Below are 13,711 nucleotides of genomic sequence, written 5' to 3'. Positions count from 1 at the left end.
CATCCAGGCCGGCCTCCTTCACCGGCCAGAATGGTGAATCTGATTTGCACCAGAAAGGGAATCCACTTCCCGACTCCGCCTAAAACAATCCCGCTCTAGCCCCCGCCCCCAACAGTTCCGAAAACATCCCAAGATTGTCACCGGCACAAATTTGCGTCTATCGGCGGGCCTCGCCGCGCGCCAGTATGGCGTCCGTAACACGCTGCCGGAGCCGCCATGAAAACCGTTGCCTTCACGACTGTCGATGTCTTCACCACCACCCGCTTCGAAGGCAATCCGCTAGCCGTGATGACCGATGCCCGCGGGCTCAGCGATGCCGACATGCAGAACATCGCCGCCGAGTTCGGCTACTCCGAGGTTACCTTCGTGTTGCCGCCACAAGACCCGGCAAATACCGCCTGCATCCGCATCTTCACACCCACCATGGAAGTGCCCTTCGCGGGACACCCCAATGTCGGAACCGCTTATGTGCTAGGCCAGCAGGGTGAGGTCTTCGGGCGCCCGGTCGGCGATCATCTGCGTTTTGAAGAGAAGGCCGGCCTCGTGACTGTCAATCTGAAGCGTGACGGCGACAAGGTACTCACCGCCTCCATTCGCGCGCCCAAGCCGCTTGCGATCGGCAATGCGATAGCGAAGGAAACCGTCGCCCGCTGTATCGCGATCGAACCTGGGGATATCCGCCTCGCCAATCACGAACCGGTGGTGGCGTCGGTTGGCCTGAGTTTCGTCTTTGCCGAACTTGCGGACCTCGATGCCCTTGGCCGCGCCCGTCCGAATCTTGCCTATTTCCAGGACGCAGCCGCGCCGACCGCCGAGGGCAATCATGACTTCTCGCTCTTTGTCTATGTCCGCTCGGAGGAAGCCCCTTGGGCGATCCGCGGGCGCATGTTTGCGCCGCTCGACAACGTGCCGGAGGATCCCGCGACCGGCAGCGCCTCGGCAGCGCTTGGCGCCTATCTGGTCTCGCTTGAGGCTGAGCCGACCATGAACATGTCACTGACCATCGAGCAGGGCGTGGAGATGGGACGCCGCAGCATCATCGGCATCGACGTCGCGAAGCAGGACGGCATCGTCACCGATGTGACGATCTCCGGCGCCTGCGCGCCCGTCATGCGCGGCGAAATCGAATACTAGACGAACAGGTCTCGCCCAACCAGCGCGATGGCCCAGATTGCGAAGGCGATCAACGCGATCTTCCAGAAATCGGTCCGCCGCCGCAGGCCGGGCAGGCCGAGCGGCTTGATCACCTGTATTGCCATCGCCAGGATGAGCAGCAGCGCGATCAGCTTCGTCATGTCTTTATTTTTCCAACGGTTATCAATGTCACAGGACGGACATTATTTCGCGCAACGACTGCATTTATTCATGCCGTAAAGGCATTTGGGGGCACAATCAACAATCTTGAGGCTAGGCGATACCGAGTATCGCCTTATGTGGTTTTTGATCGTCATGCGCAGAGTCTGGGGAAAATGAAAAGAAACCTGCTGTCCGTTGCCGCACTGCTCTTCGGCACACTCTTCCTCTTCATGGGCAACGGCCTGCAAGGCATTCTGCTTCCCGTCCGCGGTAATCTCGAAGGCTACGCCACGACCACGCTCGGTCTGCTTGGCACCTCATGGGCGGCGGGCTTCGTCATCGGCTGCCTGGTCGCGCCGAAAATGGTCCGCCGCGTTGGTCATGTCCGCGCATTTTCCGGCTTCATCGCCATCATCGCCATCATCGCGCTTGTGAGCGGCATCATCATCCACCCGGTCTGGTGGGTCCTGCTACGCGCCGTCACCGGCTTTGCAACCGCCGGCACCTCGATGATCATCGAAAGCTGGCTCAACGAGCGCGCGACCAACGAAAGTCGCGGCGCGATCTTTTCGCTCTATATCGCCATCACCCTCTTCGGCGTCGTCGCCGGCCAGATGATGATCCCTCTGGAAGACGTGCGCACCCCTGTCCTCTTCATGGTCTGTGGCATCTTCTACTGCATCGCCATGCTGCCGACGACGCTGTCCACCGCCGCCTCTCCACAGCCGTTGAAGGCGGTCAAGCTCGACCTGCCGGCGCTCTATCGCAACTCGCCGGTCTCCTGCCTTGGCATTCTGCTCGTCGGCATCGCCAACGGCGCCTACGGAACGCTCGGCGCCGTCTTCGGCGCTGGCGCTGGCTTGTCCGACACCAGCATCGCCATCATGATGAGCTCGACCATCTTTGCCGGAGCGCTGATGCAGTTGCCGGCCGGTCGCCTGTCCGACCGGATCGACCGCCGCTATGTGCTGGCCGCCATGTCGGCGGTCGCCGCTTTTGCTGGCATTTTGTTGGCTATTCTGCATCCGTCCTCGCCCGTCTTCATCATCGGGCTCGTCATCCTCTACGGCGCGGTTGCCAATACGCTTTATCCGATCGCGGTCGCCCACGCGAACGACTACGCCGCGGCCGAAGACTTCGTGAAGGTCTCGGGCGGCCTCCTGCTGCTCTACGGCATCGGTACGATCATCGGCCCGACGATCGGCGGCCCGGTCATGTCCATGGTCAACCCACACGCGCTGTTTCTCGTCACCGCGGTCGCCCATGTCCTGATCACCGCCTATGCGATCCTGCGAAGCCGGATGCGGCCAGCCATCCCGGCCGGCAGCCGTGACACCTTCACCACCCTGCCGACGGCGACCTCGCAGACCCTGACGCCCGAAAGCATGTCGCTCGCGGACCGCAACCCGAACAAGGCTCCCGAAGTGGGCGAAGCTGGGTTAAAATCCAACTGAGACGAAAGCGGAGGATTACCCATGAGCTTCATCGAAGACGACCGGCCACAGAAGAAAGCGACTCACGAAATCGGCATGGATCTCTCCATGATGTCGGTCGATGAGCTGAAAAGCCGGATTGAGCTGCTGCAGGCCGAGATTGCGCGCATCGAGGCCGAGGCGGCGCGCAAGGCATCGGGTAGATTGGCCGCAGAAAACCTCTTCCGATCCTGATGTCGCACGTGTGCGGATTCGATCTATATCCGGCACGCAAGCGCTATTTCGGCACAGACTTAATGGGACATTAAGCTTTATAAGGTATTACTACATTCATCCAGACTTGCTCTGGATTTCAGACAGTTTTCCATGCGGTGAATTGGTCTGATTTTTCTCCCTGTTTTACCTTGAGAGCCGCTTTTTGCGGCTCTTCTTTTTTTCTTGGCTGGGGACTAAATCCATGAAACTGTGGAAGTTAACCCTTTCTTAAGAAACGCCTTGCGCAATTGGGCTAAAGCTACCATCTTAATGTCATAAAGACCGGTTGAGGAAACTTTTACCTTTAGCCGGCGTTACCTGACCATAAGTAGATGCGTGCAACAGGGACTATCTAAATGTCAGAGCTTGGATTGAACACAATCAGTTTTGCAGGTCGCGCTGCCGCATCCTCGCAGTTCAAGACGCTGTACTCGGAAGGCATGTCGCTGGTTGAAGAAACCGCCGCCTACCTCGATGGCAACGGCCGCGCTGCTTCCAAGGTTTTGCCGCGCATGGCCTCCGTTCTCTACGCAGCGGAATCGATGCGCCTCACCACCCGCCTGATGCAGATGGCGTCCTGGCTGCTGCTGCAGCGCGCCGTCAACAACGGCGAAATGTCGCGCGATCAGGTTTTGGCCGAGAAGAACAAGGTTCGCCTTGATGGCTTCAACGTCGATCGCAATGCACCGGGCTGGAACGATCTTCCGGAATCCTTCCGCGACCTGATCGAACGCTCCCTGCGCCTGCAGAATCGCGTTGCCCTGCTCGATCGCGAGATCTACCGCCCGAACGAGGCGCCGATCGTGCCTGACAACCAGAACAGCGTTCAGGCACAGCTGAGCCTGTTGCAGACGGCATTCGGCAACAACTAAGCCGCTTCCATACCGTATTCATGAAACCGGCTGCGCACTGCGCGGCCGGTTTTTCTTTTGCGCGCCGCTAACAAGAGTGTTGGATGCGCCAGCCGCGCAAAGGCTTCAGCCGGGGCTCTATGCGTTGCCCAGATGCTTCGGCCAGAATTCTTGATGAACCGCGGCAGCTTCCTCTTCGATATTCGGGCCATCCACAGCGACGATGCGCGCGCCGGTTTCCAATATTGCCCGGCTCGGGACATTCAGGCCGATCCCCGCAATCTCGCCCAGCCGTACCTCCGAGCACGCAAACACCATGCGTCCGATGCCTGACCAATAGATCGCTCCGGAGCACATCGCACATGGCTCCGTGCTGGTATAGAGAGTGCAATCCGCCAGGACGGCAGCGTCATAATGCTGCGCAGCCAGCTTGATCAGGTTCAACTCGGCGTGGTTCGTCATGTCACGACCGGTGAAGACGCTGTTTTCGGCGCGCAGGATGACCTTGCCGTCCTTGACCAGCACTGACCCAAACGGTTCGTCTCCGCGTTCCATCGCGGATTTCGAGAGTGCGATCGCCTCTCGCAAAAACGGCTCATGGTTTTCCATCCCGGTCTCCCTCAGAGCTAGAGCCGGATGATCTTGTCTTGGATCGAACAGATTTCCAAGGGCCGCTACCCAGATTGGAAAACTGCCCCGCCTCAACCGTTGGGGAAAGTCGATGTTGCCGCCTGCGCTTGACTGAGGGCCGCGCAAAAAAACCCCGCCGAAGCGGGGTTTTCCAAATTCTGCCATGCAGCAGCGATTAGAGGCCGAGGCCGCCGAAACGCTTGTTGAACTTGGAAACGCGGCCGCCGCGGTCCATGAGCTGCTGGTTGCCGCCGGTCCAGGCCGGGTGGGACTTGGAGTCGATTTCGAGGTTCATGACAGCGCCTTCAGAACCCCAGGTCGAGCGGGTTTCGTACTCGGTGCCATCGGTCATGACCACCTTGATCGTGTGGTAGTCGGGATGGATTTCTGCCTTCATAACAATCTTCCTGCCATGCAACGTCCAAATTGACGCATCACGTTGCGACAAGAGGACCGATTGAATAAATGAAGCCGCAGTCGCTTATGGCTACGGCTTCCCATTAGGATGCCGTGCCTATACATGAAGGCCATCAGGATAACAAGAGCCCACAACCGTCTTGCACGGTGTTGAAGGCGATCGGAGATCGAATTGACAGACGAAGTGCAGGCCGGGGAGAAGAAATCACGTTCACTGAGGCCTCTCGGCAGGTTGACACCCTATGTCATGCGGTATCGCGGCCTGGTTACCGGCGCGCTGATATCGCTTGCGCTCGCCGCCATTACCTCCCTCGCCCTCCCTCTCGCCGTCCGGCGCATGATCGACCACGGCTTTACCCAGGCCGATGGCAGCTTCATCAACAGCTACTTCCTGATGCTGATGGTGATGGCGGTCGTTCTCGCGATCGCCAGCGCCCTGCGCTACTACTTCGTCATCACCCTGGGCGAACGGATCGTGTCGGACCTGCGCCGCGACGTCTTTGCCCACGTCACACGGCTCTCCCCATCGTTCTTTGATGTCAATCAGTCTGGCGAGATTGTCTCGCGGTTGACGGCCGACACGACCCAGATCAAGTCCGCTGTCGGCGCGACAGCGTCCGTCGCCTTGCGCAACCTGATCCTCTGCCTCGGCGCGATGGGCATGATGATCGTCACGTCGCCAAAGCTTGCGGGCCTGGCGCTCGGTGCCATCCCATTGATCGTCTTTCCGCTCGTCGCCTTTGGCCGCTCGGTGCGCAAACGGTCGCGCGCCGCCCAGGATACGCTTGCCGAGGCCTCCGCCTTTGCGAACGAGACCATTGCCGCCACCCGCACCGTGCAGGCATTCGGTGGCGAGGCCGCGGCCGCCGGTCGCTATGGAAGCGCCGTCGAGACCGCCTATGGCGCCGCCCGCGCCGCGATCCGCGCACGTGCGCTCCTCACCGGCATCGCCATCACCCTGATTTTCGGCAGCGTCGTCGCCGTGCTCTGGGTCGGTGCCCACAACGTTCTCGCAGGCACCCTTTCTGCGGGCACCCTCGGGCAGTTCCTGCTTTACTCGGTTATCGCGGCTGGCTCGCTGGGTGCGCTCTCGGAAGTCTGGGGAGAGCTGTCGCAGGCCGCCGGGGCTGCCGATCGCCTGACGGAATTGCTGGACGAGGTCTCGCCGATCCAGACGCCGGCGAAGCCTGAAATAATGCCTGCCCCTGCCCTCGGCCGGGTCGAGTTTTCCAATGTCCATTTCGCCTATCCCTCGCGCCCCGGGCGATCGGCCCTGCATGGCCTGAGCTGTCACGTCAAGCCGGGGGAGACGGTCGCGATCGTCGGCCCCTCCGGCGCCGGCAAGACCACCGTGTTCTCGCTGCTGCTGCGCTTCTATGATCCGCAGCAGGGAGCCGTGATGGTCGATGGCGTGGACGCCCGCGCCGTCGATCCGGACGCACTGCGCCAGCGCATGGCGATCGTCCCGCAGGATGTCACAATCTTCGCCGCCTCCATTCACGAGAATATCGCCTTCGGTCGCCCTGATGCGACGCGCGACGAAGTACGGGCAGCCGCCGTCGCCGCCCAGGCAGACGAGTTCATCACGCGCCTCGATAAGGGCTATGACACCGAAGTCGGCGAGCGCGGCGTCACGCTTTCCGGTGGCCAGCGCCAGCGAATTGCCATTGCCCGCGCGATCTTGAAGAACGCGCCGATCCTGCTTCTCGACGAGGCGACCTCGGCACTCGATGCCGAGAGCGAAACGCTGGTGCAGAAGGCGCTGGATGTCCTGATGGACGGACGCACGACCCTAATCATCGCCCATCGCCTGGCGACCGTGCTGAAGGCCGATCGAATACTCGTCCTCGATCAGGGCCGCGTGGTCGAGGAAGGCACGCATCAAAGCTTGATCCGCCATGGCGGCATTTACGCCAAGCTTGCCAAGCTGCAGTTCGAGACCGGTGCGGAAGAGTTTCTGAGCGCCGTCAAGTAAGCTGCCGATAGCATCCAACGCGCCCCGCAATCCGATCCCACGGGTTGCGACAGGTTGCACCTATGCGCGAATATTGACATAATACACGTATAGATTACACTCGGTTTTGTATTGAAACCGTTCGTCATCTTTTCGTGGAGATTGCCAGGTGGATTCTATCAGCTTTGCCGAAACACTCGTGACGCTCGTTGCCGCCAGCGTCGTGATATCCATGCTGTTGTTCTACCGGTCGCTGCATCAGGCACGCGGCTGGTCGTTGACCGACGCTCTTTCGGAAGACGTCACGTTGACGAAGACAGACCAAGCGGGAAATCCCGTTAATGCCGCCGGCAATATCCTTGCCGTCGGAGAAGCCCCCCTCAATATTACCGAGATGAAAGCCAGTTCCAGCAGGTTCATCGCCATGATCGGAACCGTCGCGATCCTCATGCTTTACGTCGGCTTCGGCCTTGCCTGCCTTCACAACTTCGCAAGCGGCAAGGGGATCCCCGATATGTCGAATGGCTCGAACTTCTTCTACTCCGGCCTCGTGCTCTTTGCCCCGTACATCTTCAACAAATTCTCCTCGGCATTCTCGTTCTTCAAGCCGTGATAATGCCGCGCGTGCTGACCGCGACCGGGGTTGCAAAAGACTAAAATATCCAGATGGAATAGTTGTGTTTTTTGTTTTAGGCTGTCCTTGCTGATTTAAACAACATCCTGATTCCGGGAGAAAAAATCGATGTATAAGTTCGAAGTTTATAAGGACAAGGCAGGCGAATTCCGGTTCCGTTTCAAGGCCTCGAACGGCGAAACGATGTTTGGCTCCGAAGGTTACAAGGCGAAGGCCTCTGCCCTGAGCGCGATCGAATCCATCAAGAAGAACTCTCCCGGCGCGACGGTCGAAGACACGACGAAGGCCGAATCCTGACCAGAACCCAGGCGGCGCCACAAGCGCCGCCTCAGCTTCTTATAGACAGACTAGGTTCTCAGGTTCCTGTCGCTCGGCCAACGCCCAAGGCGATATGCATGGCCGATCTCGCGAAGAGGTCACCCCTCACAAGATGAAATCAATCATTTCTCGGTCAGCTTCAGCTCGATGCGACGGTTCGTTGCGCGCGCTTCGGGCGTATCTCCCGGAGTGATCGGCTGAAACTCACCGAAACCTGCCGCGACCAGACGGTCGGCTGGCACGCCCTGCGCAATCAGGAACTTCACCACGGAAATCGCGCGCGCCGACGAAAGCTGCCAGTTATCGACATACCTGCCGGTTCCGGCCAGAGGCACGTTATCGGTATGACCATCGACGCGGAGCACCCAGTTGATCTCAGGCGGGATCTCCTTGGCGACATCCAGAAGCGCGCTGGCGAGCTTGGTCATCTCGGCCTGCCCGTCCGGATTGAGGTCAGCGCCGCCCGATGGGAACAGCACTTCCGACTGGAAGACGAAACGGTCGCCGACGATGCGGATATTCTCGCGATCGGAAAGAATTTCACGCAACCGCCCGAAGAAGTCCGATCGGTAGCGGTTCAGTTCCTGGACGCGCTGCGCCAGCGCGACGTTGAGGCGACGGCCCAGATCGGCGATCTTCGCCTGCGAACTCTGGTCCTTCTGCTCGGACGCCTGCAGCGCGACTTCGACGGCCGCAATCTGGCTGCGCAAGGCAGCGATCTGTTGATTGAGAAGCTCGACCTGGCTCATCGCCCGCTCGCTCATCTGCTTCTGCTCGTCGAGTTCCTTGGTCAGGCCACCGATGCGCTGCTGCGCCGCATCCTGCCCACCCGAGCCGGCAGACAGCAATGCCTGCAGGCGGGAGCGCTCGCTCTCGGCAGACGACAGTGACGCCTGCAGGTTCGCGACATTATCCTCGAGATCCTGCTTGCTGCCCTTTTCCAGAGCAAGTAGCTGCGTCAATTCGTTGATCTGGCTGTTCAGCCGGTTGAGCACTTCGTCGCGACCGGAAATCTCTCGGCTCAAGATAAATTGACCGACAACGAAGACGGTCAGCAGGAACATGATCGCAATGAGAAGCGTCGACAACGCATCGACGAAGCCCGGCCAATAATCGACGGCGCGTTCGCGGCGGCGGTTGCGAGCAAGAGGCATGGCTTACTTGCCCTCGCTCTTCTCGGCCTGCGTCAGACGTTGGCGTTCGGACGATGCATGCTTTTCCTGGGAGCCGATCCGTTCGGCCAGGCGGTCGAGCGTTCGGCGCATGGCTTTCGCTTCGTCCTGCTGGGCTTCGATCCAGTCCCGCAGCATCTGCTGCTCGTTGCGCATGTTCTTCACGAGACCCTGGATGCCTTCGGCGAGATTTGCCATCGCGGCCACCGAACGCTGGCTGCTGGCGCCGCCGTCTTCCGAGGCCTTGCGCATGTAGTCGGACAGAGCCTTGATCTCGTCAGGCGTGACACCGGACGACTGATCGATCGCCGGCACCACGGCATCGGAGCCAACATCGGTGACGGACGACAGCCAGTTTTCCAGCTCCATGTAGAAGCGGTTCTGGGCGCGACCGGCCTGCAGGTCGAGGAAGCCGAGGATGAGCGAACCCGAGAGGCCGAGCAGCGAAGACGAGAACGCCTGGCCCATGCCGGATAGCGGCGTGGAGAGCCCTTCCTTCAGTGCAGCCAGGACGTCGGACGACCCATTGGTGCCGGCGTCCAGCGACTGAATGACGTTGCTGATCGAGCCGATCGTGCCGATGAGACCCCAGAACGTGCCCAGCAGGCCAAGGAACACGAGAAGACCGATGAGATAGCGGGAAACATCGCGCGATTCATCGAGGCGGTTTGCAATCGAGTCCAGAATGGAGCGGAACGCTGTCGTGGAAAGCCCCGCAAAGGTGCTCCGGCTGCCGATCAGCGTGCGCATGGGCGCCAGAAGCTTGGGGTTGCGGTTCACCTTGTCGGCGCTGCCCGCGGCACGAAAGGAATTGAACCAGCGCACTTCAGGGCGAAGTGCCAGGACATGGCTGAAAACCAGGATGATACCGACAGCGAGCACGCCGACGATCAGCCCGTTCAGTCCCGGGTTATGCATGAACGCCGTCTGGGTCTGCCGGAAAAGAATTGCGGCAATGAACCCGACGATCACCAGAAACAGCACCATAGTCCAAAGAAATGGCATCGGGCTGGAGAGTTTATAGTTATAGCTGCCCGTGGTCTTTTCGGTCGAACCGAACTCAGCCACATTCACATTTTCCATGGATCCGCATCCTCCGGCCTTCTCGCAGCCGGAGACTAGAGCAACATTGTGCCGAATTGAAGTACGCGGACAGCGAAAACCGTGTCTTTACAACAGCGATTTAGCGGGTCGGGATCGGACGCTTGGCGACTTCGAGCAAAGCCTTCTGAATATACTCGTTACCGGCGACGACGGAGCCGGTTTCCAGAATGGACGTACCGCCATCCCAATCGCTGACATAACCGCCGGCTTCGCGGATGAGCAGGATGCCTGCGGCGATATCCCAGGCAGAAAGACCGGTTTCCCAGTAACCGTCGAAACGGCCGGCAGCGACGTAGGCGAGATCGAGCGAGGCCGCACCCATGCGACGGATTCCGGCGACTTCACCCATCACGTGGCGAAGCTCGACCAGGAACTTTCCGTGGTTGCCGCGTCCCAGATGCGGCACACCGCAGGCAACGACCGAGTCGGAAAGCACCCGGCGGGCGCCGACACGAAGGCGGCGATCATTGAGGAATGCACCACCGCCGCGCTCGGCGGTGTAAAGTTCGTCGGCCGCCGGATTAAAGACAACACCCGCGACGATCTCGTTGTTGCGCTCAAGCGCGATCGAGACGGCGAACTGCGGAATGCCGTGCAGGAAGTTCGTGGTGCCATCGAGCGGATCGACGATCCAGCGGTGCGCACCGTCCGTGCCCTTGATCTCTTCGCTTTCCTCGCCGAGGAAGCCATACGTCGGACGCGCCTTCAGAAGTTCATCCTTGACGATCTTTTCGGCCTTGCGGTCCGCATTGGAAACGAAATCGCCCGGTCCCTTGACGGAAACCTGCAGGTTCTGCACTTCGCCGAAATCACGCCCCAGCGATTTTCCTGCCTTGATGGCAGCCTGAACCATGACATTGAGAAGAGCTGAACGGGCCATGTGGGCGGTTTTCCTTGGGCTAAATAGGTGCGCGTTGTCAGGGCGGGGATGGTCCCTGATCGCCGGCAGAGGCTGCGCTTTATAAGATTGGCGGCTTCAAGACCACAAAATCGGGGAAATTTCAAGAGCAGCGCCGCATGGCTGCATTGAATCGCAGGAAGGCCGCAAATTAATTCTGGACAGATTAGTCTGAAATTCCTATATGCCCCCCATGGCAAGACACAAGGAATTCGACCGCGACCTGGCGCTTGGCGCCGCCATCAACGTGTTCTCCGAGCACGGCTATGAAGGCACGTCGACGGATCAACTGCTGACGGCGATGAAGATCAGCCGCCAGAGCATGTACGACACCTTCGGCGACAAACGCAGTCTCTACCTGGAAGCACTGCAGCGCTACAACGCCGACAGTACCGCTAGGCTGATCGACGACCTGAAGCGTGATGCGACACCGATTGATGCGCTCGAAGGCGCGCTCGTCGCCTTTGCCTCGCGACCGTCATCGGAGGCCAGCCGCTGCTGCCTCGGTGTCAGCGCTGTGTGCGAGTTCGGACGCACAGACCTGGAGATCGCCACACTGACCGATACTGCCTCCCGCGCGCTTTCCAATGCGCTGAAGACGATCGTCGAAGACGGCAGGAAGAGCGGTGCCATCGCATCCGACATTGACCCCGACGAGACCGCCCACTTCCTCGGCGCAACCCTCTCAGGCATGAAAGTCAGCGCCCGCAATGGCGCCACCGCTGAAACCCTCCGCGGTATCGCCCGCATGGCCATCCGCAGCCTCCGCTAGGCGCGCCAAGCTGTCGCGCCGTTTTTCCACCCTCAATTCTAGACTGATCGATCCACAAACAGAAAGGAAATGCAAATGTCTCACTCTCTCACCGAAAAGGTCGCCCTGGTCACCGGCGGCTCGCGCGGCATCGGCGCGGCGATCGTCCGCAGGCTCGCACAGGACGGCGCTGCCGTGGCCTTCACCTATTCCAGCAGCGATGACCGGGCCAAGGCGCTTACCGCCGAGATCGAAGCCAGCGGCGGAAAAGCACTCGCAATCAAGGCGGACAGCGCCGATCCCGAGGCTGTGCGAAATGCCGTCGCGACCACCGTCAGCCACTTCGGCGCACTCGACATTCTCGTCAACAATGCGGGCATCCTGATGTTGGCCCCGCTTGAAGAATTCGCGCTGGAGGATTTCGACCGCATGTTCGCGGTCAACGTTCGCGCGGTCTTTGTCGGCGTGCAGGCGGCGGCAAGGCACATGCAGGCCGGCGGCCGCATCATCAACATAGGCAGCGTCGTTGCCGACCGCAGCGGCTTTGCGACATCGTCGGTCTACAGCATGACCAAGGGCGCCATCGCGTCGATGACCCGCGGCATGGCGCGCGATCTCGGCCCGCGCGGCATTACCGTCAACACCATTCAGCCGGGACCAACGGCAACCGACATGAATGGCGCGCCCGGCACAGAGGAGCACCTGTCACCGCTGATGGCGCTGGGGCGCATGGGCGAAGACCGCGAGATCGCAAGTCTTGCGGCCTATCTCGCCAGTGCGGAAGCATCGTTCGTCACCGGCTCCGCCCTGACGATCGACGGTGGCTACCTCGCCTGAAAGCAAACAAAAAGCCGGCGGCGCTCGCACGCCACCGGCTCTCATCTCGATTGTCGCGGCTCAGAACTTCTGCTGGGTAATCAGAACCTCACGGGCAATCTGGTCAAGCGGGAGGATCCGGTCGACGCCGCCCTTGGCAATCGCCTCCTTCGGCATCCCGAAGACGACCGAAGTCGCCTCGTCCTGTGCCACGGTATAGGCACCGGCCTGGTGCATCTCCAGCATTCCCTTGGCACCATCATCGCCCATGCCGGTCATGATGATACCCATAGCATTCGAGCCGGCGGCTCGGGCGGCGGAGCGGAACAGAACGTCGACCGACGGGCGATGGCGCGAGACGAGTGGCCCGGTCTTGACCGACACATGATAGCGCGCGCCCTGCCGCTCCAGGAGCATATGCTTGTCGCCGGGAGCAATCAGCACATGTCCGCGCAGGACCGGATCGCCGTCAACGGCTTCCTTGACCTCGACCTCGCAAAGACCGTTGAGCCGCTTGGCGAAGGCCGCCGTGAACTTCTCCGGCATGTGCTGCACGATGACCATGCCGGGCGCGTTCGCCGGCAACGCTTCGAGAAACTCCCGGAGCGCCTCGGTGCCCCCGGTCGATGCGCCGACGCAGACGATCATCTCCGTCGTCTTGGCCATGGCGCGGCCGGTCGGCGGCGGCAGCATCGCATCTGCCGTCAGCTTCTGCGGAGGCGCCTCCTTGCCGGGACGAAGGCTGCTTGCGCCGCGCCGCACATTGCCCATCCGGGCATGGGACGCGCTCTTTACGACTTCACGGATCCGCACCGCGTCATCGGCCAGGCTATCCGCCGCGCCGATCTTGGATTTCAGGATCACATCGACAGCACCTGCTTCCAGCGCCTGCAGCAACGTTTCCGAACCCGCCTCCGTCAGCGACGAGCACATGACGACAGGGATCGGACGCTGCGACATCAACTTGCGGAGAAAGGTGATGCCGTCCATGCGTGGCATCTCGACATCCAGCGTGATGACGTCGGGAATCTCTTCCTGGATCTTCTTCGCGGCCATGAACGGATCGGTAGCGACCCCCATGACCTCGATATCGGGATCCTCCTGCAGGACGCGGACGAGCGTCTGGCGAACACTGGCGGAGTCGTCGATGACGAGAACTCGTATCTTCTTGCCCATGGGCGA

Annotated in this window: 16 protein-coding genes; 9 read left to right on the top strand and 7 right to left on the bottom strand. The window is 60.6% G+C overall.

Going from position 1 to position 13,711, the window contains the following annotated elements; all coding sequences use genetic code 11:
• Window positions 1-216 precede the first annotated feature (216 nt).
• On the top strand, window positions 217-1,134 hold the full coding sequence (locus tag A6U87_RS12660; protein ID WP_065691620.1) for a PhzF family phenazine biosynthesis protein: 918 nt from the start codon (window positions 217-219) through the stop codon (window positions 1,132-1,134).
• Here A6U87_RS12660 and A6U87_RS30120 read toward each other — a convergent pair.
• Window positions 1,131-1,295: a hypothetical protein gene (locus tag A6U87_RS30120; RefSeq protein WP_198928701.1), complete on the bottom strand. Its 165-nt coding sequence runs from the start codon at window positions 1,293-1,295 to the stop codon at window positions 1,131-1,133. The genes A6U87_RS12660 and A6U87_RS30120 overlap by 4 nt on opposite strands.
• A 174-nt stretch (window positions 1,296-1,469) precedes the next feature.
• Here A6U87_RS30120 and A6U87_RS12655 point away from each other — a divergent pair, with 174 nt between their 5' ends.
• From A6U87_RS12655 to A6U87_RS12645, 3 genes are all read left to right on the top strand, one after another.
• Window positions 1,470-2,750: an MFS transporter gene (locus A6U87_RS12655; RefSeq protein WP_065691619.1), complete on the top strand. Its 1,281-nt coding sequence runs from the start codon at window positions 1,470-1,472 to the stop codon at window positions 2,748-2,750.
• Between the two features lie 21 nt (window positions 2,751-2,771).
• The gene (locus tag A6U87_RS12650; protein WP_065691618.1) at window positions 2,772-2,963 is read left to right on the top strand and encodes a DUF1192 domain-containing protein; all 192 of its coding nucleotides are present in this window, start codon (window positions 2,772-2,774) and stop codon (window positions 2,961-2,963) included.
• 377 nt (window positions 2,964-3,340) lie between these two features.
• A complete protein-coding gene (locus A6U87_RS12645) occupies window positions 3,341-3,856 on the top strand; it encodes a DUF1465 family protein (protein ID WP_065691617.1) in 516 nt (171 codons plus the stop codon).
• Window positions 3,857-3,973: 117 nt separating this feature from the next.
• Here A6U87_RS12645 and A6U87_RS12640 read toward each other — a convergent pair whose 3' ends face one another.
• Complete coding sequence (locus A6U87_RS12640; RefSeq protein ID WP_065691616.1) at window positions 3,974-4,444, bottom strand: nucleoside deaminase; 471 nt, start codon at window positions 4,442-4,444, stop codon at window positions 3,974-3,976.
• A 196-nt stretch (window positions 4,445-4,640) separates the two neighbouring features.
• Window positions 4,641-4,862 (bottom strand): 50S ribosomal protein L31, encoded by a 222-nt coding sequence (rpmE, locus tag A6U87_RS12635; protein ID WP_037182697.1) that lies wholly within the window; start codon window positions 4,860-4,862, stop codon window positions 4,641-4,643.
• Window positions 4,863-5,054: 192 nt separating this feature from the next.
• On the opposite strand from rpmE, the gene A6U87_RS12630 reads away from it, so the two are divergent.
• From A6U87_RS12630 to A6U87_RS12620, 3 genes are all read left to right on the top strand, one after another.
• Window positions 5,055-6,857, top strand: a complete 1,803-nt coding sequence (locus A6U87_RS12630) for an ABC transporter transmembrane domain-containing protein (protein WP_065691615.1) — start codon at window positions 5,055-5,057, stop codon at window positions 6,855-6,857.
• Window positions 6,858-7,005: 148 nt separating this feature from the next.
• On the top strand, window positions 7,006-7,449 hold the full coding sequence (locus tag A6U87_RS12625; RefSeq protein ID WP_065691614.1) for a hypothetical protein: 444 nt from the start codon (window positions 7,006-7,008) through the stop codon (window positions 7,447-7,449).
• A 129-nt stretch (window positions 7,450-7,578) separates the two neighbouring features.
• On the top strand, window positions 7,579-7,767 hold the full coding sequence (locus A6U87_RS12620; protein WP_065691613.1) for a YegP family protein: 189 nt from the start codon (window positions 7,579-7,581) through the stop codon (window positions 7,765-7,767).
• Window positions 7,768-7,910: 143 nt separating this feature from the next.
• Here A6U87_RS12620 and A6U87_RS12615 read toward each other — a convergent pair whose 3' ends face one another.
• The 3 genes from A6U87_RS12615 to A6U87_RS12605 all read right to left on the bottom strand — a co-directional run bounded on the left by A6U87_RS12615 (window position 7,911) and on the right by A6U87_RS12605 (window position 10,944).
• The gene (locus A6U87_RS12615; RefSeq protein ID WP_065691612.1) at window positions 7,911-8,942 is read right to left on the bottom strand and encodes a peptidoglycan -binding protein; all 1,032 of its coding nucleotides are present in this window, start codon (window positions 8,940-8,942) and stop codon (window positions 7,911-7,913) included.
• Window positions 8,943-8,945: 3 nt separating this feature from the next.
• Window positions 8,946-10,043 carry a flagellar motor protein MotA gene (locus A6U87_RS12610; RefSeq protein ID WP_065691611.1) on the bottom strand — a complete coding sequence of 366 codons (1,098 nt, stop codon included), beginning with the start codon at window positions 10,041-10,043 and terminating at the stop codon, window positions 8,946-8,948.
• A 100-nt stretch (window positions 10,044-10,143) separates the two neighbouring features.
• On the bottom strand, window positions 10,144-10,944 hold the full coding sequence (locus tag A6U87_RS12605) for an inositol monophosphatase family protein (RefSeq protein WP_065691610.1): 801 nt from the start codon (window positions 10,942-10,944) through the stop codon (window positions 10,144-10,146).
• A gap of 211 nt (window positions 10,945-11,155) precedes the next feature.
• On the opposite strand from A6U87_RS12605, the gene A6U87_RS12600 reads away from it, so the two are divergent.
• Both A6U87_RS12600 and A6U87_RS12595 read left to right on the top strand, forming a co-directional pair.
• Window positions 11,156-11,734 carry a TetR/AcrR family transcriptional regulator gene (locus tag A6U87_RS12600; protein ID WP_065691609.1) on the top strand — a complete coding sequence of 193 codons (579 nt, stop codon included), beginning with the start codon at window positions 11,156-11,158 and terminating at the stop codon, window positions 11,732-11,734.
• A 75-nt stretch (window positions 11,735-11,809) separates the two neighbouring features.
• A complete protein-coding gene (locus A6U87_RS12595; RefSeq protein WP_065691608.1) occupies window positions 11,810-12,550 on the top strand; it encodes a 3-oxoacyl-ACP reductase family protein in 741 nt (246 codons plus the stop codon).
• Window positions 12,551-12,610: 60 nt separating this feature from the next.
• Here the strand turns inward: A6U87_RS12595 and A6U87_RS12590 are convergent, their stop codons facing one another.
• Entirely contained in the window at window positions 12,611-13,705 is a 1,095-nt protein-coding gene (locus tag A6U87_RS12590; protein ID WP_065691607.1) for a chemotaxis response regulator protein-glutamate methylesterase, read from the bottom strand.
• Window positions 13,706-13,711: the final 6 nt, after the last annotated feature.

Origin of the sequence: Rhizobium sp. AC44/96 (genome assembly GCF_001692185.1) — a bacterium.
Lineage (GTDB): Bacteria > Pseudomonadota > Alphaproteobacteria > Rhizobiales > Rhizobiaceae > Rhizobium.
Note: the sequence above shows the minus strand (reverse complement) of the source record. Positions and strands in the feature narration are given on the sequence as shown.